Raw genomic sequence first — 24,256 nt, 5'->3', positions numbered from 1 at the left:
TTTCTGGCGACCTCACTCGGTTTTGATCAGATCGTTAAATACAGACTGGTACTGCCCTGCCAGCACGGATGCCCGCCAGTCATCTGGTTGACCGGGCTCGGGTGGTTTTCGCAACAGTTTTTCCAGGCAGTCAGCGGCGGCTTCGGCTTCCGCATCGGCATCCTGCTCGTGGCTTTCATAACGACAGGCAGCTGGGACATACTCCCGATAGGCAAGCCGGTCCGGTGCCAGCGCCACACACCCCGATGCTATGGCCTCAAGCATCGAAAGCCCCTGAAAATCGTGCAAAGCCGTTGAAACGACAATGTCTGCCCGTCCCAGCAACCGGTCGTAATCTTGCCGGCTCTCCAGGAATCCCCACTGCTGAATGTGGCCGGAAAACTGCTGGTGGATTTGATCAAACGCTTTCGGGTGGTTGCGAAACCGTTCCCCCACCACGCTCAGCCGGAACGGAAGTGAGCGTGCATCCAGAACCTGCAACAGTTTCAGCAGGCGCTCCGGGCCCTTGTCGTATTCCCAGCGGTGATTCCACAATAAATGTGGGCAGGTCCAGTCCGGGGTGCTTTGTCGCTCGATGAACAGCCGGTCTTCAATGGGTACCGGAATGACCCGGGACTTCTCCCGCAAGCCGGCAATCAACCCATCCGGCACGCCATCGGGCATCTGGTCGAGAAACTCCTTGGCCCCCGTGAGAAAACTGTCCCGGTTCCAGGCGCTGTTGAACAGCACGCGGTCGGCCGCGATTGCACTGTAGAGATTGACCATCTGGGGTTCGGCGCTGGACCTTTGTTTGCTCGATACCGGAAAGGCAAACTGGTTTTCGTGCATGTAAAGCAGGCAGGGGGTTTGCGCCAGTTGTGGGTGAAATCCGCGCAGTGAAGCAAGATCCACCATGGAGGTAGCGATGACCAGATCCCACGGCTCCTGAAGGCTCGGTTCATGCAGCCAGCTCAGCGGGTTGCCGCGAATTCGCCAGCGGAAAAATCGGGGCGGCAGGGCCAGAGTGTGCCAGTGATAGTCTCCAAACATGCCGGTGAGCTGATCCCGCCATCGTTTGTGGCTGGCGGCGTCGTAACCGGAGAGCAGAAGAACGCGTGGCCGCTTTCCCGGGCATCCGACGGATTGTCTCAATGTGACTTCCTCTCTTCAGGCCGCTTCCAGCCGTTTGATGAACCGGGATTCCACACCCCTGGCGGCATCGATTACCATAGGGGCAGCGCTGGTGTCCGATGGGATATCAGACGTAGCCTACGAGGCCGGCAAGCCTAACAAACACCCGCCATAGCGGTCAAAAACCGATCAAAAACGAAACAGGGTATTCAGTGAGCTATCCGGCGTTCATGCGAGAAAATCCGAGGCTGGCTTTATTCGCCGTTCTGGCCACGGCTTCCTCGGGATTCGGGCAAACATTTTTCTTTTCCGTGTTTGGCGGTGGCATCCGTGCAACCTTCGGGCTGCAAAACAGCACCTATGGCCTGATCTACAGCCTGGCGACTCTGGCCTCGGCTGTCCTTCTGTTAAAGCTGGGGCCTCTGGCGGATAAATGGTCGCTCAACCGCATGACACTGCTGGCGGTGGCCATTCTCGCGGTGGGGTGTCTCACCGTTGCTCTGGCACCGCACTGGTTGCTGCTTATTCCGGGTTTTCTGCTAGCGCGTCTGGGTGGGCAGGGCTTGATGGGGCACATCGGGCTGACCGCCGCTGGCCGCTATTTCACCAAAAACCGTGGCCGGATCATGGCCCTGACGGCGGGCGGTTTCCCCATTGCCGAAGCCATTTTGCCCTTGTCAGCCGGCCTTATTCTCGCGGCAGGCGGTTGGCGTCTGCCCTGGTTTGTTGCCACGGGTGTTCTGTTGTTACTGGTTCTGCCCGTGCTGCTGACTCTTTCACGGCAGGCACCGCATCCGGCGACGTTCTCTGAAGGGGGAAGCACTCATCAGGATCGTCGGAACGACAGCCCGGATTACGATCGACGCCAGGTTTTGAGAGACCCGGGTTTCTACCTGATCCTGCCTGCGGCCTTGATTGTACCGTTTACCATTACTGCCGTGCTTTTTCACCAGGCGGCATTTGCGGAACTGCATGGCTGGACCACCGGCCAGATGGGGCTGGCCTTCACCGGCTTTGCGGCCGGGCACATTGTCAGCCTGTTTTTCGGTGGGCCGCTGGTGGACCGCATCGGTGCTCAGCGCGCATTAGGCTATGGACTGATTCCGATCTTCTGTAGCATGCTGGTGCTTGGCCTCACCGACAGCAGCTGGACGCCCAACGTTTACCTGGCGCTCTGTGGCGTCAGCCTTGGCTTTATTGGTGCGGCTGGCGGCGCTATCTGGCCAGAACGTTATGGTGTGCGGCATATTGGGGCCATCCGGTCCGTGGCCCAGTCCTGCATGGTGTTTTCGACGGCGGTGTCGCCGATCTTGGTGGGGGTCATGCTCGATGCCGGGGCCGGTACGGCGATGGTGGGCGGTTTGCTTGCCCTGCTGATCCTGCTCAGCGCAGTGTTGGCCAGGGTGGCATTGCGGCCTGCTTAGAATCTGGATTTAAAGAGAGGCCTGGATTTAACGAGAAGCCTGGACGTAACGGTGACCCGAACTTAAACGTGAAAAAGGGGGTAGCATGACACCGCAGGAACTGGAGCGATTTCGCGCCTTACTCATTCAATGGCGTGAAGACCTGATATCCACCAGTGAAGTCCGTGATGAGTCCAGTGGCACGGTTCATCTGGATCAGCAGAGTGTGGGGCGGCTGTCACGGATGGACGCCATGCAAAGCCAGGAGCTGGCCAAGGCTGGTAAGGCACGGGCTGAGCGGCAGTTGCTGATGATCAAGGCCGCCCTGGCGCGTATCGATCGGGACGAATTTGGTGACTGCATCGAATGCGGCGAGGCGATTAACCCGAAGCGCCTGGAAATAGACCCGACCACGCTTCATTGCATTCACTGCGCGCAGTAAAACCGGTGCGCGTGGCCCCTCCCATTTTCCAGACAAAAGGACACAGGCATGCAGATTGCGGAATCCATCAACGTACTCGGTGAAACCCTGGAAACCTGCGGTACCGACCCGGAAACCGGCTTTTATCGCGATGGCTGCTGCAATACCGGCCCGGATGACCTCGGCTCCCATACGGTCTGTACGGTCGTCACTGAGGACTTCCTGGCCTTCTCCCGATCTTGCGGCAATGATCTCAGCACCCCGATGCCGGCTTTCGGATTTCCCGGCCTGAAGCCGGGAGATAACTGGTGCCTGTGTGCGGGGCGGTGGCAGGAAGCGTTTGAGGCCGGCTGTGCCCCCCGGGTGCGCTTGCGGGCCACGCATCAGGCCGCGCTGGAGCATTGTGACCTGGCAAGCCTCAAGACCCATGGCGTCGACCTCAGTTAGTGGCTGCCGAACCCCTGGATTCCAGCTCCGATGTCGCCCGCTGGCAGGCTTTTCAGGCTGAGCTGGCTGCTCGGGGTGAGCGACGCCTGGTCGTGCTGGAGGGCGAGCGGGGGAGTGCAATCGATTGGCTGCGGCAACGGCTTCCGGCGTTAACCTGGCAGCGTGGCGTCTGGACGGGCACGCCGGGTGCTTCCCCCGATGAACGCCTGGTGGGCGTACCGGCCCGCCAGGCCCGCCAATGGCTGGGCCGGGAACTTGACCTGTTGGTTTGGGATGGCTGGCAGGGCAATCCCCCCGACAGTCTGGCCGCGCTGGCCGGCACCCTCAAAGCGGGCGGGCTGTGGTTCTGGCTGATGCCGCCGCTGGACCAGTGGCGGGGTTTCGCCGATCCGGATTACGCACGCACGGGCATTAGTGATGCCAACGATCATCCGTTCGCCGCGCGAATGGCCGCTATTCTCGCGGAATCGCCAGACGTTATCCGGGTTAACCCGGAACGGGGTGGCGCGGCCGTGCTACCGCCGTTGAACCGTCCCTCTTCTCCGTTTGAAGTGACCGGCACCGAGGATCAGCAGCGGGCGATTGATGAGATCGTGCGCACCGGCCAGGGGCGTCGTCGCCGGCCTCTGGTCATCACCGCAGACCGGGGGCGCGGCAAGTCGGCAGCCCTGGGGATGGCAGCGGTCCGATTACTGAACCAGGGCCGGCATCATGTGGTGGTCACCGCTCCCGGTTCAGAAACCGTTGAAACGCTGTTTCATCACGCGCGCCTGGCGGCCGGCGAGTCTGCCTGCCTGGATGAAGCGGGCACGACACTGGCCCTGGCCGATGGCAGCCGGCTGAGCTTTCTGGCCACTGATCAGTTGCTGGAGCAGGCTCCGGAGGCCGAGTTGGTCATGGTTGATGAGGCCGCCGCCATACCCGCCCAGCGTCTCACGCGCATTCTGACGGGCTGGCCCCGGGTGGTGTTTGCCACCACCGTTCACGGTTACGAAGGCACCGGCCGGGGGTTTGCCATCCGTTTCCGCGACCTACTCGATACCCGCACTCCCCAATGGCGGCAGATAGCTCTGAAAGCCCCGGTGCGCTGGTCTGCGACGGACCCTCTTGAGCCCCTGGTGTCGAGACTGTTTTTGCTGAACGCCGATGTTAGCGGTGATAGGGGTCGAGATGCCACTCTCGACATTACCCCCGATGTCACCCTGGAGGCCTGGTCGCCAGCCAGGGCCAGCGAGAATGAGCTGGCGGAGGCCTTCGGGTTGTTGGTTAATGCTCACTATCGGACCACACCGTCCGATCTTCGGCAGTGGCTGGACGACCCGGCCGCGGTAAGTTGGCGCATTCGCGTGAATGGTCGGCTGGCCGGTGTACTCTGGGCGGTTCGCGAAGGGGGCTTTACGCCAGCACTGGCCGATCAGGTGATGCGGGGGCAGCGCCGGGTGCGGGGCCACCTGCTGGCCCAGTCCCTGGCCAATCACAGTGGTTTCCCCGGCGCGGCCTCCTGCACCTGGTTGCGGGTGGTTCGCGTCGCCGTGAACGAGCCGTACCGCAGCCGTGGGCTCGGAACACAGCTGGTTGAGGGTGCCGTAGCCTATGCCGGTCGCCATGGGTGCGACGGCGTGGGCACCAGTTTCGGGGGCAGTGAGCCGCTGTTCCGGTTCTGGCAGCGTGCGGGCCTGTCGCTGGCGAGGCCAGGGATGACGCGGGAGGCAAGCACCGGGGAGTACCCGTTGCAAATGCTGCGCGCCACCACCAACGCCGGTCACGACCTGCTGTTACGGCTCCGCCAGCGGCTGGCGGAACACTGGCTGACCCTGGTGCCGCTGTATTGGCGTTCGCTGGAACCCGAACTTACGTGGCTATTGACGGCGGAACTCAGCGAGGGCCAGGTGCCAGGGGCGGATGACCGCCGCGACCTTGCCAGTTTTGCCAACGGCCACAGAGGGTTTGAACTGATGGTTCCGGTGTTGCGAAGCCTGAGCCTGGGGCGGGGTGCCTGCCAGGTTCTCGCCCGTAGTGATGACAACGGTTTATGGATGCGGAGTGTGATCCAGGGTTGGTCCTGGCCCGAACTTCAGCACGCCGGGTGGTGTGAGGGCCGCAAAGACGGCGAACGACGGCTGCGCCGGTTGGCTGGCCGTATTCTGGAAAACTCCGATAACTTGTGACCCGCTCGATTTAATTCCCGCCCCGATCTGATCCGGTGTCGTTGGTCAGTCCAGCCCCATCGGATCGTTTTCATCGTCCCATTCCGGACGGAAGTGGGCGTTGATGAGGTCCTCCGGCACATCGTCAAGCTGCCGGAAAGACCATTGGGGTTTCTGGTCCTTATCGATCAGGCGTGCGCGGATGCCTTCGGCCAGATCAGGCCGGCGTGTGCACTCGGCGGCGATCGCAAGCTCCATACGGAACACATCCTTGAGTGACTTCTGCTGTGCCCGTTTGAGCTGGGTCCATACCAGCCACATGGACACCGGGCAGCCGGTTTTGAGAGTGCTGACGGCGGCCTGCCACCAGTCGCTGCTGATATCAGCGGAGATCAGCCGGTCGACAATCGCCGGCAGGTCGTCGCCGGCACCCAGCCTGGCAATGTCCTGCTCATGAGCCGCCAGTTTGCTGGTTTCGAGCGCGCGGTAATCCACCGCATGCAACTGGTTCAGCAGCCGGAACAGGCGGTTATCGTTGGCGGCGGCACCGCCTGTCCAGCGTTCGCTCTGCAGGCGGTCGATCAGCGTGTTACGGTCTTCCCCGCGAATGGCCATGTCAGCCAGTCCTACCCGAATGGCGTCCGAAGCGTTCAGATGGCAGCCGGTCAACCCCATGAACAGACCCAGGCGGCCCGGCAGACGGTTAAGGAACCAACTGGAGCCCACGTCCGGAAACAATCCAATGGCGACTTCGGGCATGGCCATGGTGATGTCCGGTGTGATCAGCCGGTAGCGACAGGCGGTCAACAGCCCGAGGCCGCCACCCATAATCACGCCATGGCCGATACCTACTACCGGCTTCGGGAAGCGATGCAAGGTGTAATCGAGCCGATATTCCCGGGCGAAGAACTCACTGGCGTCAGACGGCTGATCGGCGTCGGCGATGGCTCCGTATAACTGGCGGATGTCACCGCCTGCGCAGAACGCCCGGTCGCCTGCGCCCTGGAGGATGACGAGGGCAATCTGATCATCCTCGGCCCAGTCATCAAGAGTGCGCTGGGCAGCGTCAATCATCTCTCCGGAGAGTGCGTTCAGGGTCGCCGGTGAGTCCAGGGTAATCAGGCCGATGCGGCCTTCCAGGCAATCGAGCTCTTGAGCCTTGATGGGCATTTTCAGTTCTCCGCAGTGCCATGACAAAGCGCATTTTGGGGTTCGCAGGCGCTGTGATATAAGTTCACGCTATCTGATGCCGGGCACGTGGCTGTCGGGTGTCAATTATTAAAACGATGAGAGGGTAAAACCAATGAGCCTGAAACACCATACCATCGCCGGATTGTTTACACTGAGTACGCTGGTGCCCGCCGTTGCTTCTGCAGGGGATGCGGATGCCGGCAAAGCCAAAGCGGCTGTCTGCGCAGCCTGTCATGGCAAGGATGGCATCGCCACCATTCCGGGTTACCCGAACCTGGCGGGGCAGAATGAGCAGTACCTGGTGTCGGCGCTGAAAGCCTACAAAAACAAGCAGCGCTCCGGTGGCCAGTCTACCGTCATGCAGGGGCAGGCCATGGGCCTGAGCGAAGACGATATCGCCAACCTTGCGGCGTTTTACGCCAGCCTGCCGGCGGGCGGCCAGTAATCACACTCGCCGTTTAGTTGGTGGCGTCAGGCGGGGCCGCTCAGGTTGCCCCGCTGACAATCCGGTAGCTGGGTTTGTAGGCGCTGGAGCCGGGCAGTTTCATCCGGTCCTGGGCGACAAACTGCTCCAGCATGGCTTCCAGCGGCTCGATCAGGCTTGGGTCACCGGAAATTTCGAACGGGCCTTTTTCCTGTACCTGGCGGATGCCGCCCTCTTTCACGTTCCCGGCCACGATGCCACTGAAGGCTTTACGCAGGTTGGCTGCAATCATGTGAGCCGGCTGGTCGCGGTGCAGGGCCAGGGCCAGCATATTGTCGTGGTTGGGTTCGAACGGCATCTGAAACACCGGGTCTATCTTCAGCATCCAGTTGAAGTAATACGCGTCCTGCATGGCACGGCGGAAGGTTTCCACGTCTTTCATGCCCTGCTTCATGGTCTGGGCAACCCGAATCGGCTCATCGATAATGATTTCGTACTTGCTGGCGGCTTCATCACCCAGGGCGTTGCGGATAAAGCTGTCGATCATCTCGAAGTACTCGGCGTTTTCCTGTTGCCCGGTAAACACCACCGGGAAGGGCAGGTCGGCATTATCCGGGTGCAACAGAATGCCGAGCAGATAGAGAATTTCCTCGGCCGTTCCCACGCCACCGGGGAACACAATCACGCCATGGCCGGTGCGCACGAAGGCCTCCAGGCGCTTTTCGATGTCTGGCATGATCACCAGTTCGTTGACGATCGGGTTGGGGGCTTCGGCACCGATAATGCCGGGCTCCGTCAAGCCGATGTAGCGACCGTTTTTCACCCGTTGCTTGGCGTGGGCGATGGTCGCCCCTTTCATCGGGCCCTTCATGGCTCCCGGGCCGCAACCGGTGCAGATGCTCAGCCCCCGCAACCCCAACTGGTGGCCGACTTCCTTGCTGTACTGATATTCCCGCTGGTTGATCGAGTGGCCGCCCCAGCACACCACCAGGTCGGGCTGGCGGCCGGCCTGCAGGACCCGCGCGTTGCGCAGAATGTGAAAAATAAAGTTGGTGATGTCTTCCGGTTCATCGCGACGAAAACCCGCGGCCGACTGGGGAATGGAGTAGGAGTAAATGATATCCCGCAGTACCGAGAACAGGTGTTCACGGATGGCTCGTAACATCTCGCCGTCCACAAACGCATGGGCCGGTGCATTGATCAGTTCCAGCTTGAGCCCTCGCGGCTGCGGTACCAGCCGGACATCAAAATCGGCGTGGGCTTCCATCAGGGTCTTGCAGTCATCGGTTTCAACGCCGGTGTTCAGAACCGCCAGGGCGCACTGGCGGAACAGTCGGTACAGGCCGCTCTCGCTTTTATCCTTGAGCAGGTTAACTTCATGGTTGGAAAGGATTTCCAGGCTGCCCTCCGGAGATACCAGGGCATTGATGGTGGGTTCGGTCATGAACAGTGAAACTCCTGAGCGTGATGTAGGGGGAAATGCCGTATTTTGAGCCACCCGCTAAAAACGTTAGACTAAGCCCATTCGCCCTATTACGCCACCCGACTATATACCGATTTATGAAGCTCCTGATACGCCCCGCTCCCGAAGTTGCCATTAAAAGTAAGCCGGTTCGCCGCCAGCAAATGCGCCATCTGCGCCAGAATATCCGCAAGATCCTTGCGCGTCTGGATGCCGGCATCCGGGTGGAGGGCAGTTGGGACCGTGTCGATGTCGAGGTGCCCCAGGCTCCCGGGCTTCCGGGCATGGTGATTGACGAGGTGCTGCGCATTCCGGGCATTTCCACCATCCAGGAAATTGGCGTGTTCCCGTTCGTCAGCATGGATGACGTGGCCGAGAAGGCAGTCGAGGCCTTTGCCGAACGCATCCGTGGCAAAACCTTTGCGGTCAGGGTGCGTCGTCATGGGGACCAAGGTTTTCGATCCATTGATCTGGAACGCGAAGTGGGTGGCGTGCTGATGCAGGCGTCGAGCCCCGCGGGCGTCAATCTCAAATCGCCGGACGTGGAAGTGCGCATTGAGGTAAGAGACGACAGTTTCCATATTGCCCACCGCAAACACCGGGGCCTGGGTGGCTATCCGCTCGGCAGCGTGGAAACCGTAATGACACTGGTGTCTGGCGGTTACGATTCATCCGTGGCGGCGTATCTGATGATGCGGCGCGGGCTGCGCAACCATTTCCTGTTTTTCAACCTCGGCGGTACCGCTCATGAGGTGGGCGTTCGTCAGGTGGTGCATTACATCTGGTCACGTTATGGCTCCTCCCATGGTGCCAAGTTTATTTCCGTGCCATTCGACGGCGTGATCAGCGAGATCATGCGCACCGTCAATCATCGCCACTGGGGCGTGGTGCTCAAGCGCCAGATGCTCAAGGCGGCATCGGCCATCGCTCAGCAGAACAACGCGGTTGGCCTGGTGACGGGCGATGCGGTGGCTCAGGTGTCGAGCCAGACCCTGACCAACCTGAATGTAGTGGACCGCGCCAGTGAGGAAGTGGTGCTCAGACCCCTGGTCAGCATGGACAAGGAATCGATCATCCGCATTGCCCGAGAGATCGGAACCGAGCCCTACGCCCGGACCATGCCGGAGTATTGCGGCGTGATTTCCCAGAAACCGGCGACACGGGCCAGACTGCACCGGGTGGAAGCAGACGAAACGCTGATGGATGCCTCGGTGCTGCTGCAGGCCATCGAGGATCGGGAAGATACGCCGGTGGCGAAGCTGTTGGAGACCACGACAACTCCGGAAGACGTGGAACTGGTGCGCACACCCGAGGTCGACGACGTCATCATCGACGTGCGGCACCCGTCCGAGGGCGAGCAGTCACCATTGACGCTGCCCAGCAACCGCATCATCCAGATTCCGTTCTACGAACTGAATCAGCAGATCGAAGGGCTGTCAGCGCAGACGCAATACCTGCTTTACTGTGACCGGGGCACCATGAGCCGCATGCACGCCGGCCACCTGAAGGCCGAGGGGCATACCAACATCAAGGTATATGCCCCGTAATCCGACAAGCTTAACCTGAAATACCCTTGAAGAATTGCTGGACGTTGATGCTGAGAGTGTCCAGATCATAGCCACCTTCCTGCACGACCAGCGTGGGCAGGCCGGTCTGGTGGATGTGAGTGCCCAGGCGTGAGAAGCCTTCGGAGGTGACCGATACCTTGGCCTGGGGGTCGTCCTTGTAGATATCAAAGCCCAGGGTCAGTATCAGTGCGTCCGGCTGGAACAGGCGAATCGCCGCCAGGGCTTCGTCCAGCTTGGAGAAGAAGTCGTCCTCCGAAGACCCGTGGGGCATCGGCAGATTGATGTTGTAGCCATAGCCCTCACCCTCGCCACGCTCATCCTCATAGCCGCTGACCACGGGGTAGAAGTTGGTTGGGTCGCCATGGATTGAGATGTACAGCACGTCGCTGCGATCGTAGAAGATTTCCTGAATGCCCTGACCGTGGTGCATATCGGTATCGAGAATCACGATGCGCGGGAAGCGACTTTTCATGTGCTCCGCGGCAATGGCGGCATTGTTGAGATAGCAGAAACCCCCGGCAGAGTCCTTGCGGGCGTGGTGCCCCGGCGGGCGGCATACCGCATAGGATGTGCGTTCGCCGGCGATCAGCGCATCCGCCGCACCCAGAGCGGTCTGGGCGGACCAGTAAGCCGCGCTCCAGGTATTGGCACCAATTGGGCAGCTGCCGTCGGCCTGGTAACGGCCTGCTTCCGCCAGAATGCCTTTCATCGCATTGGGAGACCGCACGAAGATGTTGGACATGACTTCCTCGCCCCAGTCCTCGGGGATCTCCGTCCAGCGCCGGTGCGCGGATTCGAGAAAACGCAGGTAGCCCAGGTCATGTACCTTGGAAATGGCCCCCGCGCCCTGGTCGGCAGGCTGTAGGACGGGAATGCCCATGGCTTTGAGGCCGTCCAGCATCTGGCCGGTGCGGTCAGGCACTTCCTGAGGCTTGCGCATCTGGCCACGGGTGAAGTAAGTCCTGGGAATGTGCTGGTCCTGTGCGGGGTGGAAAAATGCTTTCATCTACCGGCCTCCTGAAAAAGTCATTCTCCGAGTATAAGCACTGAAACCCGGCGGTCAAAAGACCATTGTCCGACTTTACAGCACGCGCTTCTGCATCCACTATGAAAGGCATATCTGTGAGATGCAATCACCGACTGAAAGCTGACAATTAACCGCCCATTATGAAAGGAGCCGAGATGATCGAGTCACCCCTGCTGGACAAGTTGACTGGCTACATCGGCGGTCGCTGGTCCGATTCTTCCGAAGGCAACACCTTTGATGTTTACAACCCTGCCACCGGTGAGGTGATTGCCAAAGTTCCCTCCATGCCCGAGGCCGACGTGGTCGCGGCCGTGGCGGCAGGTAAATCCGCGCTTCGGCTGACCAGCCCCTACACCCTGGAAACCCGCCGCAAGTGGCTGGAAGGTATTCGCGATGCCTTGAGGGACAACAAAGAGGAAATGGGTCGTATTCTGTGCATGGAGCACGGCAAGCCGCTCAAAGAAGCCCAGGGCGAAGTGGATTACGCCGCCGGTTTTTTTGATTACTGCTCCAAGCATATTCAGGCGCTGGACGCCCACACCCTGGCCGAAAAGCCCAAGGACTGTACCTGGACCGTGCACTACCGGCCCATCGGCGTGGCGGGGCTGATCACCCCCTGGAACTTCCCCATCGGCATGATCGCCAAGAAGCTGTCCGCCGCCCTCGCTGCTGGTTGTCCGTCGGTGATCAAACCGGCCAGTGAAACGCCGCTGACCATGGTTGCCCTGTTCCGCCTGATGGACAAGTACGTGGACATGCCCGATGGCATGGTCAACCTGGTAATGGGCAAAGCCAGCGTGATTGGCAAGGTATTGTGTGAAAGCCCGGACGTACCCATGCTGAGCTTCACCGGCTCCACCGAAGTGGGCCGTAAACTGGTGATCGACACCGCCGAGCAGGTGAAAAAACTGGCTCTGGAGTTGGGTGGCAATGCGCCGTTCATCGTGTTTGATGACGCCGACCTGGACGCCGCGGCTGATAACCTGATCGCCAACAAATTCCGTGGCGGCGGCCAGACCTGCGTCTGTGCCAACCGCATTTTTGTGCACGAGAAAGTCGCTGAGGCCTTCGGTGAAAAACTCGCGGACCGGGTCAACAAAATGACCGTGGGTAATGGCCTGACGGAAGACGTGGATCTCGGCCCGCTGATCAACAAGGCCGGCTTCGACAAGGTGAAACGCCATCTCGAAGACGCTCTTGCCAGTGGCGCGTCACTGGTGGCCGGCAAGAAACCGGAAGACCTGGGCGACGGCCACCTGTTCTTCCCGCCCACTGTCATCACCGACGTGAACCGCGACATGTGCTGCTACCGCGAAGAAACCTTCGGCCCGCTGGTACCCATGGCGCTGTTCCGCACTGAAGAGGAAGTCATCGATGCCGGCAACGACACCGAATTCGGCCTGGCCTCCTATGTGTTCACCAACGACGCCGAACGCGCCCAGCGCGTCGCCGCCGGCCTGCGTTTCGGCCACGTCGGCTGGAACACCGGCACCGGCCCGACCCCGGAAGCCCCGTTCGGCGGCATGAAGGCCTCTGGCATTGGCCGCGAAGGTGGCCTGGAAGGTTTGTTTGAGTTTGTAGAAGCTCAAACAGTGCCTAGAGGCTTTTAATAGAAAACCTTACTCCCAACTGTGGAGTAGTCGCGCGGGGAATCTCCCCCGCGCTCATTCAGCATTGGTGAATGCCTTTTCAGAACGTAGGTCGGATTAGCCGCAGGCGTAATCCGACAACCAGCCCCGCCGACAAACCGTAAATTCTCCTGTTATACTCCCACACCTGTTCATTTAACCAGTAGCGACCAAACCCCTATGGATGTCTCCCACATAATCGACGCCCTCAACGACGCCCAACGCGAGGCTGTGACCGCACAAAACGACCACCTGCTGGTGCTGGCCGGCGCGGGTAGTGGCAAGACGCGGGTGCTGGTGCACCGGATGGCGTGGCTGATGCAGGTGGATCGGGTGCCGCCGACGGGGATTCTGGCGGTGACCTTCACCAACAAGGCCGCCAAGGAGATGCGTTATCGCATCGAACAGATGATGGACATTCCCTCCCGGGGCCTGTGGTTCGGTACCTTTCACGGCATTGCCCACCGCCTGTTGCGGTCCCACTGGAAGGACGCCGGCCTGCCGGAGAATTTCCAGGTGCTGGACAGCGACGACCAACTGCGGATGATCAAGCGGGTGATGCGGGAGATGCAGATTGACGAGAGCCGCTGGCCGCCGAAACAGGCCCAGTGGTTTATCAGCGCCCAGAAAGACGAAGGCTTGCGGGCAGACCACATCCAGGAAAACCCCGGCGATCATTTCACCAGCACCATGCTGACCGTGTATCGCCGGTACGAGAAGCTCTGCAACCTGGGTGGGCTGGTGGATTTTGGTGAGCTGTTGCTGCGCTCCCACGAACTCTGGCTGTACCGCCCAGAACTGCTTGGCCACTATCAAAGCCGCTTTCAGCAGATCCTGGTGGACGAGTTCCAGGACACCAACACCATCCAGTACGCCTGGTTGCGGATACTGGCGGGCAACCGCGTGCCGATGACGGTGGTGGGGGACGACGACCAGTCGATTTATGGCTGGCGGGGCGCCAAGGTCGAAAACATCCAGCAGTACCAGCGGGACTTTCCCAATTCTCGATTGGTGCGGTTGGAGCAGAATTACCGCTCAACCCAGATGATCCTGAAAGCCGCCAACGCGGTGATCGCCAACAACCAGGGGCGACTGGGTAAAGAACTCTGGACCGACGGAAAAGACGGCGAACCCATCAACCTGTATGCCGCCTTCAACGAGCAGGACGAAGCCAACTACATTGCCGACACCATCAGCAGTTGGGTCAGCGAGGGCAACCTGCGCAGCGAGTCTGCCATTCTGTATCGTTCCAACGCCCAGTCCCGGGTGCTGGAAGAATCCCTGATCCGTCAGGGTATCCCCTACAGGGTTTACGGCGGTCTGCGATTCTACGATCGCCAGGAAATCCGCAACGCCATAGCTTATCTGCGCCTGGTGCATTACCGCCGGGATGACGCGGCGTTTGAACGGGTGGTCAACATTCCGGCCCGGGGCATCGGTGCCAAGAGCCTGGCCGACATACGGGCCTACGCCACCGAGCAGAGTATTTCGCTTTGGGAATCCGCCGAACGGCTGCTGGAAGCGAACCAGGTAAAAGGTCGCGCCAAGACCGGCCTGCAATCCTTCATGGGCATTATCGAACAACTGACAGAAATGGTGGACGATGCCACTTTGCACGGGCTGATGACGACAACCCTCGAACTCAGCCACCTGCGGGATTACCACGCCAAGGAAAAAGGCGAGAAAGGCCAGGCGCGGGCCGAAAACCTGGACGAACTGGTCAACGCCCTGGCGGATTTCAAAGCGGAGGAGGGGGTTGATCCGCTCTCCGAATTCATAGCCCAGGCCGCGCTGGACGCTGGCGAGGCACAGGCTGAGGTCAATGAAGACTGCGTACAGCTGATGACCCTGCATTCCGCCAAGGGCCTGGAGTTTCCGCTGGTGTTTCTGGCCGGGGTGGAGGAAGGTCTATTCCCCCACAGCATGTCCCTGGAGGAGCCGGGGCGCATGGAAGAAGAGCGCCGCCTGGCCTATGTGGGCATTACCCGCGCCATGAATAAGCTGGTACTCACTTACGCCGAATCCCGCCGCTTGTATGGCCAGGAGAAGTTCAACGCATTGTCACGGTTTGTGCGGGAGATTCCGGGTGACTGCATCCAGGAAGTGCGGCTGCGCAACACCGTCAGCCGGCCGGCGATGATGGGTCGCCCCAATGAAAGCATGTTCAGCCAGGACTCTGCCGCGCAATCCGGATTCAGCTTGGGCCAGCGGGTACGCCATCCGAAATTCGGGGAGGGAGTTGTAATGAACTCTGAAGGTACCGGCCATCACACCCGGGTGCAGGTGAACTTCGACGAGGGTGCCAAGTGGCTCGTTCTTGCCTATGCGCCTCTTGAGGCGTGCTGAGTTTTGGCGCAAGCCCAACCTGCGCCCCATACTCCGTGGTAGCCAGAGACGTAGGTCGGATTAGCGAAGCGTAATCCGACAATCAAGTGTCGGCTCTCTCTCAGTTTGTCGGGTTACGCTTTGCTAATCCGACCTACGCGGAGCCATGGATGGCGGAGCCCAAGCGTCACATGGATGTGCCGAAGGAGCGTGTTTCGGAAAGGGCTTCCCGATACCTGCGAACCCGAAAAGCCAGGCCGAAACTCAAAGCCAACCTTTCCTCTTGAAGTACCAGTAAGGCGAGATTTCTGTTCTTCCGGTGGTATACCCAGGTCCCGGATCAGTCCGTTTTCAATACGAAAGAATCTTGGCATCGCAAAGTCTCCGGTCGGCTTCAGGATTGGCAGGCTGCCCCATTATTTGGCAGCGGCCGAAAAGCCGTGTTGCTGAACACCGGTGTGTGTTCGATGTCAGGCCGGGAACTGGTCCCGGGTGCGGTTGGCGATTTTTACCAGCATCAGCATGAGCGGCACTTCCACCAGCACGCCCACCACGGTGGCCAGGGCGGCCCCGGATTGCAGTCCAAACAGAGCAATGGCGGCGGCTACGGCCAGTTCAAAGAAGTTGCTGGCACCGATCATGGCTCCGGGCGCAGCGACGCAGTGGCGCACCTTCCATAATTTTGCCCAGCCATAAGCGATGAAGAAGATCAGCACGGTCTGGAGGATCAGTGGCACCGCAATCAGCGCGATATGCAGCGGGTTGTTGAGAATCACGTCGCCCTGGAAGGCAAACAGCAACACCAGTGTGACGATCAGGGCGGCCGGGGTGACCGGGCCCAGGCGCTTCATGAACACCTCATCAAACCAGCGCTGGCCGTGGCGTGCGACCAGGGTGCGACGGGTCAGGTAACCGGCGATGAGTGGGATCACGATGTACAGCACCACCGACAGGATGACCGTATCCCAGGGCACCTGGATGTTGGACACGCCAAGTAGCAACACCACGATGGGTGCAAAGGCGAACAGCATAATGATGTCATTGAGCGACACCTGTACCAGAGTGTAGGCGGCATCGCCTTTGGTCAGGTAACTCCAGACAAACACCATGGCTGTGCAGGGCGCTGCGCCCAGCAATATGGCACCGGCCAGGTACTCGCTGGCCAGTTCTGGTGCGATGAACGGCTCAAACACCACCATCAGAAAGAACCAGGCAATGGCGAACATGGTGAAGGGCTTGATCAGCCAGTTCACAATGGTGGTGATGGCCAGCCCTTTGGGTTCTTTTCTCACGTTCACGATGGCGCTGAAATCAACCTGCGTCATCATCGGAAAAATCATCGCCCAGATCAGAATGGCGATGGGGATGGAGATCTGCGCATATTCGAAGCGCGACAGCGCCTCCGGTACCGACGGGGCGAATTGGCCCAGAGCAATGCCGATGATAATAGCCAGAGCAACCCACACGGACAGATAGCGTTCAAACAGGCCCATGCCGCCTGAGGCTTCTTCCGGGATTGCCGTCTCAGCGTTGCTGCTCATTGGTTTCCTCTCGCTTGGAACATTGGTTTAAACTCTTGCCAGGGAAGACGAACGACATAGAAAAAGGATACCGGGGATCTTCCGGTTGTCATAACCATGATCGCCCATAGACCCGCCGTGGAGTAACACATGGCGGCGAACGGATTGAAGAGAGACATTTCAGATGGCTTTTGATTGCGTATTGCGAGCCTGGCATAACCATCAGGTGGAACTGAAGCATTTTCTGCTTGGCCAGTTAAAAGAGCCCGCCTTAAGTGACGACATACTGCAGGAGGTGTTTCTCAAAGCCATGCGAGAGGGGCAGGTGTTCTGTGAACTGGACAACCCTCGCGGCTGGCTGTTCCGGGTGGCCAGAAATGCGCTGATCGACAGCCATCGCCTGCGCAAGCACTGGGTGCCGGTGCCTGATCACCTGCCGGACAACCGCAAAGAGGTATCCGAGCCGGTTGCCGATCTCGATGTGTGCATCCGGGCGTCGCTGCCAGCGCTGGGGGATGATGACCGCGACATCCTGGAAATTTGCGACCTGGGCCCGCTTTCTCAGGAAGCCTATGCCCAAAGGCGAGGTATTTCCCTGCCAGCCGCCAAAGCGAGAATTCGCCGCGCCAGGGCCCGCCTGCGAGATGAGCTGACCCGCCGCTGCAATGTGGTGCTGGATGCCGCCGGCAAGGTGTGTTGCCACACCGAGACCCGCTGTTACATGGATCGCTGATTCACCCGCTTTGACACGTCCTCGACACTTTCCACCCGCTCGGAATATCGGTCTGTCAGGTAGTCACTGCAGTCTCGGGTCAACAGTGTGAACTTCACCAACTCTTCCATCACATCCACGATGCGGTTGTAGTACGGCGACGGCAGCATGCGCCCATGCTCATCAAACTCGGTAAAGGCTTTCGGCACCGAAGACTGGTTGGGGATGGTGATCATCCGCATCCAGCGCCCCAGCACGCGCAACTGATTGACGGTATTGAAAGATTGGGAGCCGCCACACACCTGCATCACCGCCAGGGTCTTGCCTTGGCTCGGGCGCATGCCGCCGATGGACAGGGGGATCCAGTCGATCTGGGTTTTCATGATTCCCGTCATCGCACCGTGGCGTTCCGGAGAGCACCACACCATGCCCTCGCTCCACTGAGCCCATTCCCGCAATTCCTGAACCTTAGGGTGGGAGGCTTCCTCCGCGTCCGCCAGTGGCAGGCCGCGCGGGTTGAAGACGCGGGCCTCAGCGCCCATGGCTTCGAGCAGCCGGGCGGCTTCTTCTACTGCCAGGCGGCTGAACGAGCGTTCCCGGAGCGACCCGTAGAGCAGGAGTATGCGTGGCCGGTGTGCGGACGACTTGTTGGCAAAAACCCGGTCAGCGGCGGGGGCGGAAAACAGCGCCCCATCAATGTTCGGAAGGTCTGGGTAACTCATGGTACTCCCTGGATGAATCTTCAGAATTTATAGGTCCGAATTGGATTTCAGAACATAGCTGTGAGGGAGACGAACAATCTATCGAAAGGATACATCGGAATCGCATTTCTGACTGGCAGGATCATTTTTGATCAGAGAAGTATTTACTTTCGTTTCCCTCTGTCATAGTATCCGAAAAATGAGATATGTCTAAATAAACATATAAGGTTATACGAATATGAAGCGCTGCGTTTTGTTCGTTTGTACCGCTAACAGCGCCCGTTCTTTAATGGCGGAAGCCCTGCTCAGGCACATGGCCGGTGACCGGTTTGAAGTCGCCAGTGCCGGTACCGGGCCGACACAGCCACATCCTCTGGCATTGCAGGTGCTAACGGAATCCGGGATTTCTGTGGAAGGGCTGAGGAGTAAACAGCTGGCCGATTTGCAGGGTGAGCACTGGGATTACGTTATCACCCTGTGCGAGAAAGCGGCCAACGAGTGCGGCAGAGTTTGTGAGCCGGCGCAGCAGATTGCCTGGGATTTCCGCGATCCGGTACCGGCAAATCGCCACGCCACCTTTGCGCTCACCCTTAAGGAGCTGAAGGAGAGGATTGGCCTGTTTACTTTGGTGCACCAGAAGGAGACCGGCTTGAAAGCCCTGAATTACAACCCGGTCAGCGTGTTCCGGGCGTTGGGGGACGAGATTCGGCTGGCCATTCTTATGCTGATCCGTGAGCAGAAAAAGCTATGCGTATATGAGCTGACCACGGCACTGGATTCGTCGCAACCGAAGGTCAGCCGCCATCTGGCCACTCTGAAGGAGGCGGGTTTGCTGGAAACCGATCGTCAGGGCCAGTGGGTCTATTATTACCTTCATCCCCAGTTGCCCCATTGGTTGATGCGGGTGCTGGATGAGACGTCAGACGGCAACATGGGGCTGGTAGAAACAGAGCAAAAGCGCCTGAAAACGATGGGAGATCGGCCGGTAGTGAGGTTTATCTGACGATTGCGGGGTTGGAGCAAGAGTAAAGGGCTTTCCAGAACACGCTGTAAATACGTCCCTGTACGCTCGGGCTCCGCCATCCATGGCTCCGCACGGTTCTGGAATGCCCTTTACTCTCGCTCGGCGTGCTATCGAAATGTTATCGAATTAAGAATTAAACAGGAGCAAATAATGAGTAAGATAAAAGTCGGCATTAACGGATTTGGCCGGATTGGCCGTCTCGCCCTTAGGGCAGCCTGGGGCTGGCCGGATATGGAGTTTGTGGCGATCAACGACCCCGGCGCTGACGCCGCCACCCTGGCGCATCTGCTGAACTTCGATAGCGTGCATGGCCGCTGGGATCACGAAGCGAGCTCTGACGGTGACGACATCGTGATCAAAGGCCAGCGTATCCGGGTCACCCGCAACAAAGCCATCGAGGACACCGACTGGTCCGGCTGCGATCTGGTGATCGAAGCCAGCGGCGTCAACAAGACGGTGAAGGCGCTTCAGGGCTATCTCGATCAGGGCGTGAAGCGTGTGGTGGTGACCGCACCGGTCAAGGAAGCGGGCGCGAAGAACATCACCATGGGTGTAAACGAAGAGGTGTTCGATCCCGCCAATGACCGTATCGTGACTGCCGCTTCCTGCACCACTAACTGCCTGGCACCGGTGGTGAAAGTGATTCACGAGAAGCTGGGTATCAAGCATGGCTCCATCACCACCATCCACAGCCTGACGAATACCCAAACCATTCTCGACGCGCCCCACAAGGATCTGCGCAGGGCACGAGCCTGCGGCAGTTCGCTGATTCCGACCACCACCGGCTCCGCCACGGCGATCATCGAAATTTTCCCGGAACTGAAAGGCCGGCTGGACGGCCACGCGGTGCGGATTCCGCTGACCAATGCGTCGCTGACGGACTGTGTGTTCGAGGTGGAAACACCCACGGATCGCGATACTGTAAACCAGTTGCTGAAAGCAGCGGCTGACGGCGAGCTCAAAGACATTCTGGGCTATGAAGAACGGCCTTTGGTGTCCATTGATTACAAGACCGACCCGCGCTCGTCCATCGTCGATGCCCTGTCCACCATGGTGGTCAATGGCACCCAGGTGAAAATCTACGCCTGGTACGACAACGAATGGGGCTACGCCAACCGTACCGTGGAACTGGCGCGCAAGGTAGGGTCTGTCTGATATGACCGCTGCCATCCGCCAGTACCTGGTCATCACCGGCAACTACTGGGCCTTTACGCTGACCGATGGGGCCCTGCGGATGCTGGTGGTACTGCATTTCCACCAGCTTGGCTATTCGCCGCTGGAAATTGCCCTGCTGTTCATCTTCTATGAATTTTTCGGGGTGGTGACCAACCTGGTGGGGGGCTATCTGGGGGCTCGCTGGGGCCTGAACCGCACCATGAACATCGGGCTGTTCCTGCAGATAGCCGCTTTGGCTATGCTGGCGGTACCAGCGGCCATGTTGACCGTGCCCTGGGTGATGGCGGCGCAGGCCATGTCTGGTATTGCCAAAGATCTCAATAAAATGTCCGCCAAGAGCGGCATCAAATTGCTGGTACCGGATGAACAGCAGGGCACGCTGTACAAGTGGGTCGCGATTCTGACCGGCTCCAAGAATACCCTCAAGGGTGTCGGGTTTTTTCTGGGTGGTGTTCTGCTGGTAGCGGCGGGCTTTACCGGCGCGGTCGCTATTATGGCGGTTGCTCTGGGTGTGGTCTGGGTGGCCAGCCTGTTCCTGCTGGGACAGGACCTGGGTAAAAGTACATCAAAGCCAAAGTTCAGCGAAATTCTGTCCAAGAGCCGGGCCATCAACGTGCTCTCGGCCGCACGGATGTTCCTGTTCGGGGCACGGGACGTGTGGTTTGTGGTGGCCTTGCCGGTGTACCTCAGCACCGTTTTCGGCTGGGACCATTGGAAAGTTGGCGGTTTTATGGCGAGCTGGATCATCGGCTACGGATTCATCCAGACCATTGCTCCGAAGATTACCGGCACCATGGAAGGCAAAAAGCCGGCGGTGCTCTGGGCGGCGGTTCTGGCCATGATTCCCGCCGCCATTGCCGGAGGCCTGATGGCGGGCTGGTCACCGCAGGTTGTGATTGTGGGTGGCCTGCTGCTGTTCGGCGTGCTGTTCGCCATCAATTCCTCCCTGCACAGCTACCTGATTGTCAGCTACGCCCGGGGCGATGGAGTGTCTCTGGATGTGGGCTTTTACTATATGTCCAACGCGGCGGGCCGGTTGCTCGGGACTATTCTGTCTGGTTGGGTTTATCAGGCCTATGGGCTGGAGGCCTGCCTGTGGATATCCGCCGGGTTGGTGGCCGCTGCGGCGCTGCTTTCAATGTTGCTGCCAGAGAAAAGGCCGGTCGTGACATGAACCGCGCAACCACTGGTAATAACAACAATGAGTGAATTGCTGCGACGCTACCCCCTGCCGGTGATTGTTCTGGCCCAACTGTTTGGCACTTCGCTGTGGTTCAGCGTGAACGGTGTCTGGGTGTCGTTTTCCCGTGAACTGTCGCTGACGGAGTCGGATCTTGGCCTGTACACGCTGGCGGTCCAGGCGGGCTTCATTGTCGGTACCCTGACCATTGCGGTGACCGGTCTGGCGGACCGCTTCGGAGCCAGCCGGATTTTTGCGGTAGCGAGTTTGCTGGGTGCGCTGGCCAACGGCGGCTTTATCCTTGCCGCGGCCCAGCCGCCAGTCGACGGCATTTTGCGGTTCCTGACCGGCCTCTGTCTGGCCGGTATCTATCCGCTGGGCATGAAAATGGTGATTGCCTGGACGCCAAAATACGCCGGTGCGGCGCTCGCCTGGCTGGTGGGCATGCTGACACTGGGTACCGCGTTGCCCCACCTGATGCGTGGCGCGACTCTGGGTATGCCTTGGGAGTGGCCGCTTCTGGGTGCGTCCCTGTTGGCGCTGGTCGGCGGCGGGCTGGTGTTGCTACTCGGAGACGGACCGCATTTACCCAAAAGCAACGGCGCGATTCCGCTGAATCGGGGGCTGGCCGCCTTGCGGGCCCCCCGTTTCCGGGCTGTGGCCGGCGGCTACATCGGCCATATGTGGGAACTCTATGCGTTCTGGATGCTGACACCGCTGTTGGTCAGTCGGGAACTTCAGCGCCTGGCCTGGCCAGAGGGTCTGGTGCCTTGGCTGTCGTTCGGGATTATTGCAACCGGAGCATTGGGCTGTATTGGCGGAGGCCGGCTCAGCCGGCGCTTGGGCAGTGATTGGGTTGCCAGGCGGGCACTGGCGCTGTCCGGTCTGCTGTGCGTGGGTTACCCCTTATTGGCGTGGCTACCACCACTGGCTCTTATTGCCCTGCTGTTTGTCTGGGGGCTGGCGGTGATTGCGGATTCACCGCAGTTTTCGGCCCTGGCCGCCGCCAACGCCCCGAAAGAATCAGTGGGCTCCTCTCTGGCGGTGATGAACGCCATCGGCTTTGGCCTGACGCTGCCGGCGATCTGGATGACCAGTGGTCTCTGGGAATACCTCGGGCCCTGGGTGGTCGCCATACTGATACCAGGGCCAATTTTCGGGCTGTGGGCTTTCAGAGGGATAAAAGAAGGTCCCACACGTTAGCTGGTAAAGCATGACAGGCGGCTCTTCAAGAACCGTGGGTCTGCTCCGGCACTTCCCGTATACGGCCATGTTCGTCGATGGCCACATAAACGAACAGGCCCTCGGTGACCTTGCGGGGGGTTCTGGCGGTGCGATCCAGTGTCCAGACTTCCACGCTGATTTTCATCGAACTGCGTCCGATGTCCTCCAGTTCGCAGTAACAGCCCACCTGTGAACCCACTCGCAGTGGGGACAGAAACTCCATCTTGTCCATGGCTACCGTTGCGTTGCGGCCCAGAGAGATACGGCCGGCGATGGTGGCCGCCGCAATATCCATCTGCTTGACTAGCCAGCCGGCAAACACGTCGCCGTTGGCGTTGGTGTCGGAAGGTAGGGGAACAACCTGAAGTGTCAGTTCGCCTTTCGGGGTGGGTTTGTCATCGTCGAGCGCGGTCATGAATACTGCCTTTTTATGGAAAGTGCGAATTGTTTTACCCGCATGGTAGCGGGCTGTGGGCAGTCTGCAAGAAAATTTGCACACCGTGGTCTATATTTCAGTAGCTGTCACAAAGTTGTCACAGAGCCTCGGTAGTCTTCACTCATCGGTAAAGCCAATCCGACGAAAAAGTCCGAATGAAACATGGAGACTCAACGTGATCAAACTTAAAACCGCTTTTACATCTCTGGCCCTGGCAGGCAGCATTGCCGCCGTATCTTCCCCGGCCATGGCTCGCGACACCATCAACATTGTCGGCTCTTCCACTGTTTATCCGTTTGCCACTGTGGTTGCCGAGCGTTTCGGTGCCAACAGCGATTTCCCGACTCCGAAGCTGGAATCTACCGGTTCCGGTGGCGGCCTGAAGATTTTCTGTCAGGGCATTGGTACCAGCCACCCGGACGTTACCAACGCCTCGCGCCGCATCAAGGCTTCCGAGCTTGAGCTTTGCCAGAGCAATGGTGTTAAAGAGGTTGTCGAGTTTCCCATCGGCTCGGATGGTCTTGTGATTGCCAGCTCGAAGGATGCGCCGGATCTGGACCTGACCATGGAGCAGCTGTTCCTGGCTATGGGTGAGAAAGTGCCCGTTGACGGCGAGTGGGTGATGAACCCCTATAAAAAGTGGAGCGACATCGACTCCAGCCTGCCGGATCTGGAAATCAAAGTGATGGGTCCGCCCCCGACTTCCGGGACCCGCGATTCTTTCAACGAGCTGGGCCTGGCCGCTGGCTGCGACAAGCTTCCGGAAGCCGCCGAGCTGGGTGAAAACGAGCACGCTGCCATCTGTGAAAGCGTCCGTGAAGACGGTGCCTTTATCGAAGCCGGTGAGAACGACAACCTGATCGTGCAGAAGCTGATCGGCGACACCAGCATGTACGGCGCGTTCGGTTACAGCTTCCTGGAGGAGAATTCAGACCGGCTCAAGGCTGTCGAGCTCGAGGGTGTTGCGCCAGAGCCCGACCTGATCGCTGAAGGCAAGTACCCGATGGCCCGCACCATGTTCTTCTACGTCAAGAAAGCGCACATCGGCGTTGTCCCCGGCATCGAAGAATACGCCGCCGAGTTTCTCAGCCCGGGTGCCATGGGCCCCAACGGTTACCTGAAAGACGTTG

21 protein-coding genes are annotated in these 24,256 nt (G+C 59.6%); 14 read left to right on the top strand and 7 right to left on the bottom strand.

Annotation, left to right across the window (positions count from 1 at the left end; translation table 11 throughout):
- Positions 1-12: 12 nt before the first annotated feature.
- Positions 13-1,131 carry a DUF3524 domain-containing protein gene (locus tag WD429_RS07385; RefSeq protein ID WP_368421535.1) on the bottom strand — a complete coding sequence of 373 codons (1,119 nt, stop codon included), beginning with the start codon at positions 1,129-1,131 and terminating at the stop codon, positions 13-15.
- A gap of 209 nt (positions 1,132-1,340) precedes the next feature.
- Between WD429_RS07385 and WD429_RS07380 the strand changes: the two genes are divergently transcribed.
- The 4 genes from WD429_RS07380 to WD429_RS07365 all read left to right on the top strand — a co-directional run bounded on the left by WD429_RS07380 (position 1,341) and on the right by WD429_RS07365 (position 5,549).
- Positions 1,341-2,534, top strand: a complete 1,194-nt coding sequence (locus WD429_RS07380) for an MFS transporter (protein ID WP_368421534.1) — start codon at positions 1,341-1,343, stop codon at positions 2,532-2,534.
- Positions 2,535-2,619: 85 nt separating this feature from the next.
- A complete protein-coding gene (locus tag WD429_RS07375; protein ID WP_368421533.1) occupies positions 2,620-2,955 on the top strand; it encodes a TraR/DksA family transcriptional regulator in 336 nt (111 codons plus the stop codon).
- Between the two features lie 48 nt (positions 2,956-3,003).
- On the top strand, positions 3,004-3,381 hold the full coding sequence (locus WD429_RS07370) for a DUF2237 family protein (protein ID WP_368421532.1): 378 nt from the start codon (positions 3,004-3,006) through the stop codon (positions 3,379-3,381).
- On the top strand, positions 3,381-5,549 hold the full coding sequence (locus tag WD429_RS07365; protein ID WP_368421531.1) for a tRNA(Met) cytidine acetyltransferase TmcA: 2,169 nt from the start codon (positions 3,381-3,383) through the stop codon (positions 5,547-5,549). The genes WD429_RS07370 and WD429_RS07365 overlap by 1 nt, the downstream gene beginning before the upstream one ends.
- A gap of 45 nt (positions 5,550-5,594) precedes the next feature.
- Here the strand turns inward: WD429_RS07365 and WD429_RS07360 are convergent, their stop codons facing one another.
- The gene (locus WD429_RS07360) at positions 5,595-6,698 is read right to left on the bottom strand and encodes an enoyl-CoA hydratase/isomerase family protein (RefSeq protein ID WP_368421530.1); all 1,104 of its coding nucleotides are present in this window, start codon (positions 6,696-6,698) and stop codon (positions 5,595-5,597) included.
- A 133-nt stretch (positions 6,699-6,831) separates the two neighbouring features.
- Between WD429_RS07360 and WD429_RS07355 the strand changes: the two genes are divergently transcribed.
- Positions 6,832-7,164: a cytochrome c gene (locus WD429_RS07355; RefSeq protein ID WP_368421529.1), complete on the top strand. Its 333-nt coding sequence runs from the start codon at positions 6,832-6,834 to the stop codon at positions 7,162-7,164.
- 40 nt (positions 7,165-7,204) lie between these two features.
- On the opposite strand, the gene ppnN is transcribed toward WD429_RS07355, so the two are convergent.
- Positions 7,205-8,587, bottom strand: a complete 1,383-nt coding sequence (gene ppnN / locus WD429_RS07350; RefSeq protein ID WP_368421528.1) for a nucleotide 5'-monophosphate nucleosidase PpnN — start codon at positions 8,585-8,587, stop codon at positions 7,205-7,207.
- A gap of 116 nt (positions 8,588-8,703) precedes the next feature.
- On the opposite strand from ppnN, the gene thiI reads away from it, so the two are divergent.
- Entirely contained in the window at positions 8,704-10,152 is a 1,449-nt protein-coding gene (thiI, locus tag WD429_RS07345; protein ID WP_368421527.1) for a tRNA uracil 4-sulfurtransferase ThiI, read from the top strand.
- Positions 10,153-10,162: 10 nt separating this feature from the next.
- Here thiI and WD429_RS07340 read toward each other — a convergent pair whose 3' ends face one another.
- Positions 10,163-11,179, bottom strand: coding sequence for a histone deacetylase family protein (locus tag WD429_RS07340; protein ID WP_368421526.1), 1,017 nt, complete (start codon positions 11,177-11,179; stop codon positions 10,163-10,165).
- Positions 11,180-11,355: 176 nt separating this feature from the next.
- Here WD429_RS07340 and WD429_RS07335 point away from each other — a divergent pair, with 176 nt between their 5' ends.
- Together WD429_RS07335 and uvrD are read left to right on the top strand one after the other, a co-directional pair.
- A complete protein-coding gene (locus WD429_RS07335) occupies positions 11,356-12,810 on the top strand; it encodes an NAD-dependent succinate-semialdehyde dehydrogenase (RefSeq protein WP_368421525.1) in 1,455 nt (484 codons plus the stop codon).
- A gap of 198 nt (positions 12,811-13,008) precedes the next feature.
- Positions 13,009-15,174 (top strand): DNA helicase II, encoded by a 2,166-nt coding sequence (uvrD, locus tag WD429_RS07330; protein ID WP_368421524.1) that lies wholly within the window; start codon positions 13,009-13,011, stop codon positions 15,172-15,174.
- A 449-nt stretch (positions 15,175-15,623) separates the two neighbouring features.
- On the opposite strand, the gene arsB is transcribed toward uvrD, so the two are convergent.
- A complete protein-coding gene (gene arsB / locus WD429_RS07325; protein WP_368421523.1) occupies positions 15,624-16,694 on the bottom strand; it encodes an ACR3 family arsenite efflux transporter in 1,071 nt (356 codons plus the stop codon).
- Positions 16,695-16,857: 163 nt separating this feature from the next.
- Here arsB and WD429_RS07320 point away from each other — a divergent pair, with 163 nt between their 5' ends.
- Positions 16,858-17,406, top strand: a complete 549-nt coding sequence (locus WD429_RS07320) for a sigma-70 family RNA polymerase sigma factor (RefSeq protein ID WP_368421522.1) — start codon at positions 16,858-16,860, stop codon at positions 17,404-17,406.
- On the opposite strand, the gene arsH is transcribed toward WD429_RS07320, so the two are convergent.
- On the bottom strand, positions 17,391-18,107 hold the full coding sequence (gene arsH, locus WD429_RS07315; RefSeq protein ID WP_368421521.1) for an arsenical resistance protein ArsH: 717 nt from the start codon (positions 18,105-18,107) through the stop codon (positions 17,391-17,393). The two genes, WD429_RS07320 and arsH, sit on opposite strands and share 16 nt — an antisense overlap.
- Positions 18,108-18,324: 217 nt before the next feature.
- On the opposite strand from arsH, the gene WD429_RS07310 reads away from it, so the two are divergent.
- The 4 genes from WD429_RS07310 to WD429_RS07295 all read left to right on the top strand — a co-directional run bounded on the left by WD429_RS07310 (position 18,325) and on the right by WD429_RS07295 (position 22,669).
- Positions 18,325-19,089 carry a metalloregulator ArsR/SmtB family transcription factor gene (locus tag WD429_RS07310; RefSeq protein ID WP_368421520.1) on the top strand — a complete coding sequence of 255 codons (765 nt, stop codon included), beginning with the start codon at positions 18,325-18,327 and terminating at the stop codon, positions 19,087-19,089.
- A 171-nt stretch (positions 19,090-19,260) separates the two neighbouring features.
- Positions 19,261-20,265: an ArsJ-associated glyceraldehyde-3-phosphate dehydrogenase gene (locus WD429_RS07305; protein ID WP_368421519.1), complete on the top strand. Its 1,005-nt coding sequence runs from the start codon at positions 19,261-19,263 to the stop codon at positions 20,263-20,265.
- Between the two features lies 1 nt (position 20,266).
- Entirely contained in the window at positions 20,267-21,460 is a 1,194-nt protein-coding gene (gene arsJ / locus WD429_RS07300) for an organoarsenical effux MFS transporter ArsJ (protein ID WP_368421518.1), read from the top strand.
- A gap of 27 nt (positions 21,461-21,487) precedes the next feature.
- Positions 21,488-22,669 carry an MFS transporter gene (locus tag WD429_RS07295; protein WP_368421517.1) on the top strand — a complete coding sequence of 394 codons (1,182 nt, stop codon included), beginning with the start codon at positions 21,488-21,490 and terminating at the stop codon, positions 22,667-22,669.
- 25 nt (positions 22,670-22,694) lie between these two features.
- Here the strand turns inward: WD429_RS07295 and WD429_RS07290 are convergent, their stop codons facing one another.
- Positions 22,695-23,105, bottom strand: a complete 411-nt coding sequence (locus WD429_RS07290; protein ID WP_368421516.1) for an acyl-CoA thioesterase — start codon at positions 23,103-23,105, stop codon at positions 22,695-22,697.
- 196 nt (positions 23,106-23,301) lie between these two features.
- On the opposite strand from WD429_RS07290, the gene WD429_RS07285 reads away from it, so the two are divergent.
- Positions 23,302-24,256, top strand: a 955-nt coding sequence (locus WD429_RS07285) for a substrate-binding domain-containing protein (protein WP_368421515.1), incomplete at its 3' end; no start/stop codon positions are given.

Source organism: Marinobacter sp. (genome assembly GCF_040904845.1).
In the GTDB taxonomy this organism is placed as follows: domain Bacteria; phylum Pseudomonadota; class Gammaproteobacteria; order Pseudomonadales; family Oleiphilaceae; genus Marinobacter.
This window is presented reverse-complemented; position numbering and strand designations above follow the sequence as displayed.

Bases quoted from the DNA above. Each gene is read 5' to 3' on its own strand.
- WD429_RS07380 (WP_368421534.1), top strand. From the start codon at position 1,341: ATGCGAGAAAATCCGAGGCTGGCTTTATTCGCCGTTCTGGCCACGGCT.
- WD429_RS07375 (WP_368421533.1), top strand. From the start codon at position 2,620: ATGACACCGCAGGAACTGGAGCGATTTCGCGCCTTACTCATTCAATGG.
- WD429_RS07370 (WP_368421532.1), top strand. From the start codon at position 3,004: ATGCAGATTGCGGAATCCATCAACGTACTCGGTGAAACCCTGGAAACC.
- WD429_RS07360 (WP_368421530.1), bottom strand. From the start codon at position 6,698: ATGCCCATCAAGGCTCAAGAGCTCGATTGCCTGGAAGGCCGCATCGGC.
- WD429_RS07355 (WP_368421529.1), top strand. From the start codon at position 6,832: ATGAGCCTGAAACACCATACCATCGCCGGATTGTTTACACTGAGTACG.
- ppnN (WP_368421528.1), bottom strand. From the start codon at position 8,587: ATGACCGAACCCACCATCAATGCCCTGGTATCTCCGGAGGGCAGCCTG.
- thiI (WP_368421527.1), top strand. From the start codon at position 8,704: ATGAAGCTCCTGATACGCCCCGCTCCCGAAGTTGCCATTAAAAGTAAG.
- WD429_RS07340 (WP_368421526.1), bottom strand. From the start codon at position 11,179: ATGAAAGCATTTTTCCACCCCGCACAGGACCAGCACATTCCCAGGACT.
- WD429_RS07335 (WP_368421525.1), top strand. From the start codon at position 11,356: ATGATCGAGTCACCCCTGCTGGACAAGTTGACTGGCTACATCGGCGGT.
- uvrD (WP_368421524.1), top strand. From the start codon at position 13,009: ATGGATGTCTCCCACATAATCGACGCCCTCAACGACGCCCAACGCGAG.
- arsB (WP_368421523.1), bottom strand. From the start codon at position 16,694: ATGAGCAGCAACGCTGAGACGGCAATCCCGGAAGAAGCCTCAGGCGGC.
- WD429_RS07320 (WP_368421522.1), top strand. From the start codon at position 16,858: ATGGCTTTTGATTGCGTATTGCGAGCCTGGCATAACCATCAGGTGGAA.
- arsH (WP_368421521.1), bottom strand. From the start codon at position 18,107: ATGAGTTACCCAGACCTTCCGAACATTGATGGGGCGCTGTTTTCCGCC.
- WD429_RS07310 (WP_368421520.1), top strand. From the start codon at position 18,325: ATGAAGCGCTGCGTTTTGTTCGTTTGTACCGCTAACAGCGCCCGTTCT.
- WD429_RS07305 (WP_368421519.1), top strand. From the start codon at position 19,261: ATGAGTAAGATAAAAGTCGGCATTAACGGATTTGGCCGGATTGGCCGT.
- arsJ (WP_368421518.1), top strand. From the start codon at position 20,267: ATGACCGCTGCCATCCGCCAGTACCTGGTCATCACCGGCAACTACTGG.
- WD429_RS07295 (WP_368421517.1), top strand. From the start codon at position 21,488: ATGAGTGAATTGCTGCGACGCTACCCCCTGCCGGTGATTGTTCTGGCC.
- WD429_RS07290 (WP_368421516.1), bottom strand. From the start codon at position 23,105: ATGACCGCGCTCGACGATGACAAACCCACCCCGAAAGGCGAACTGACA.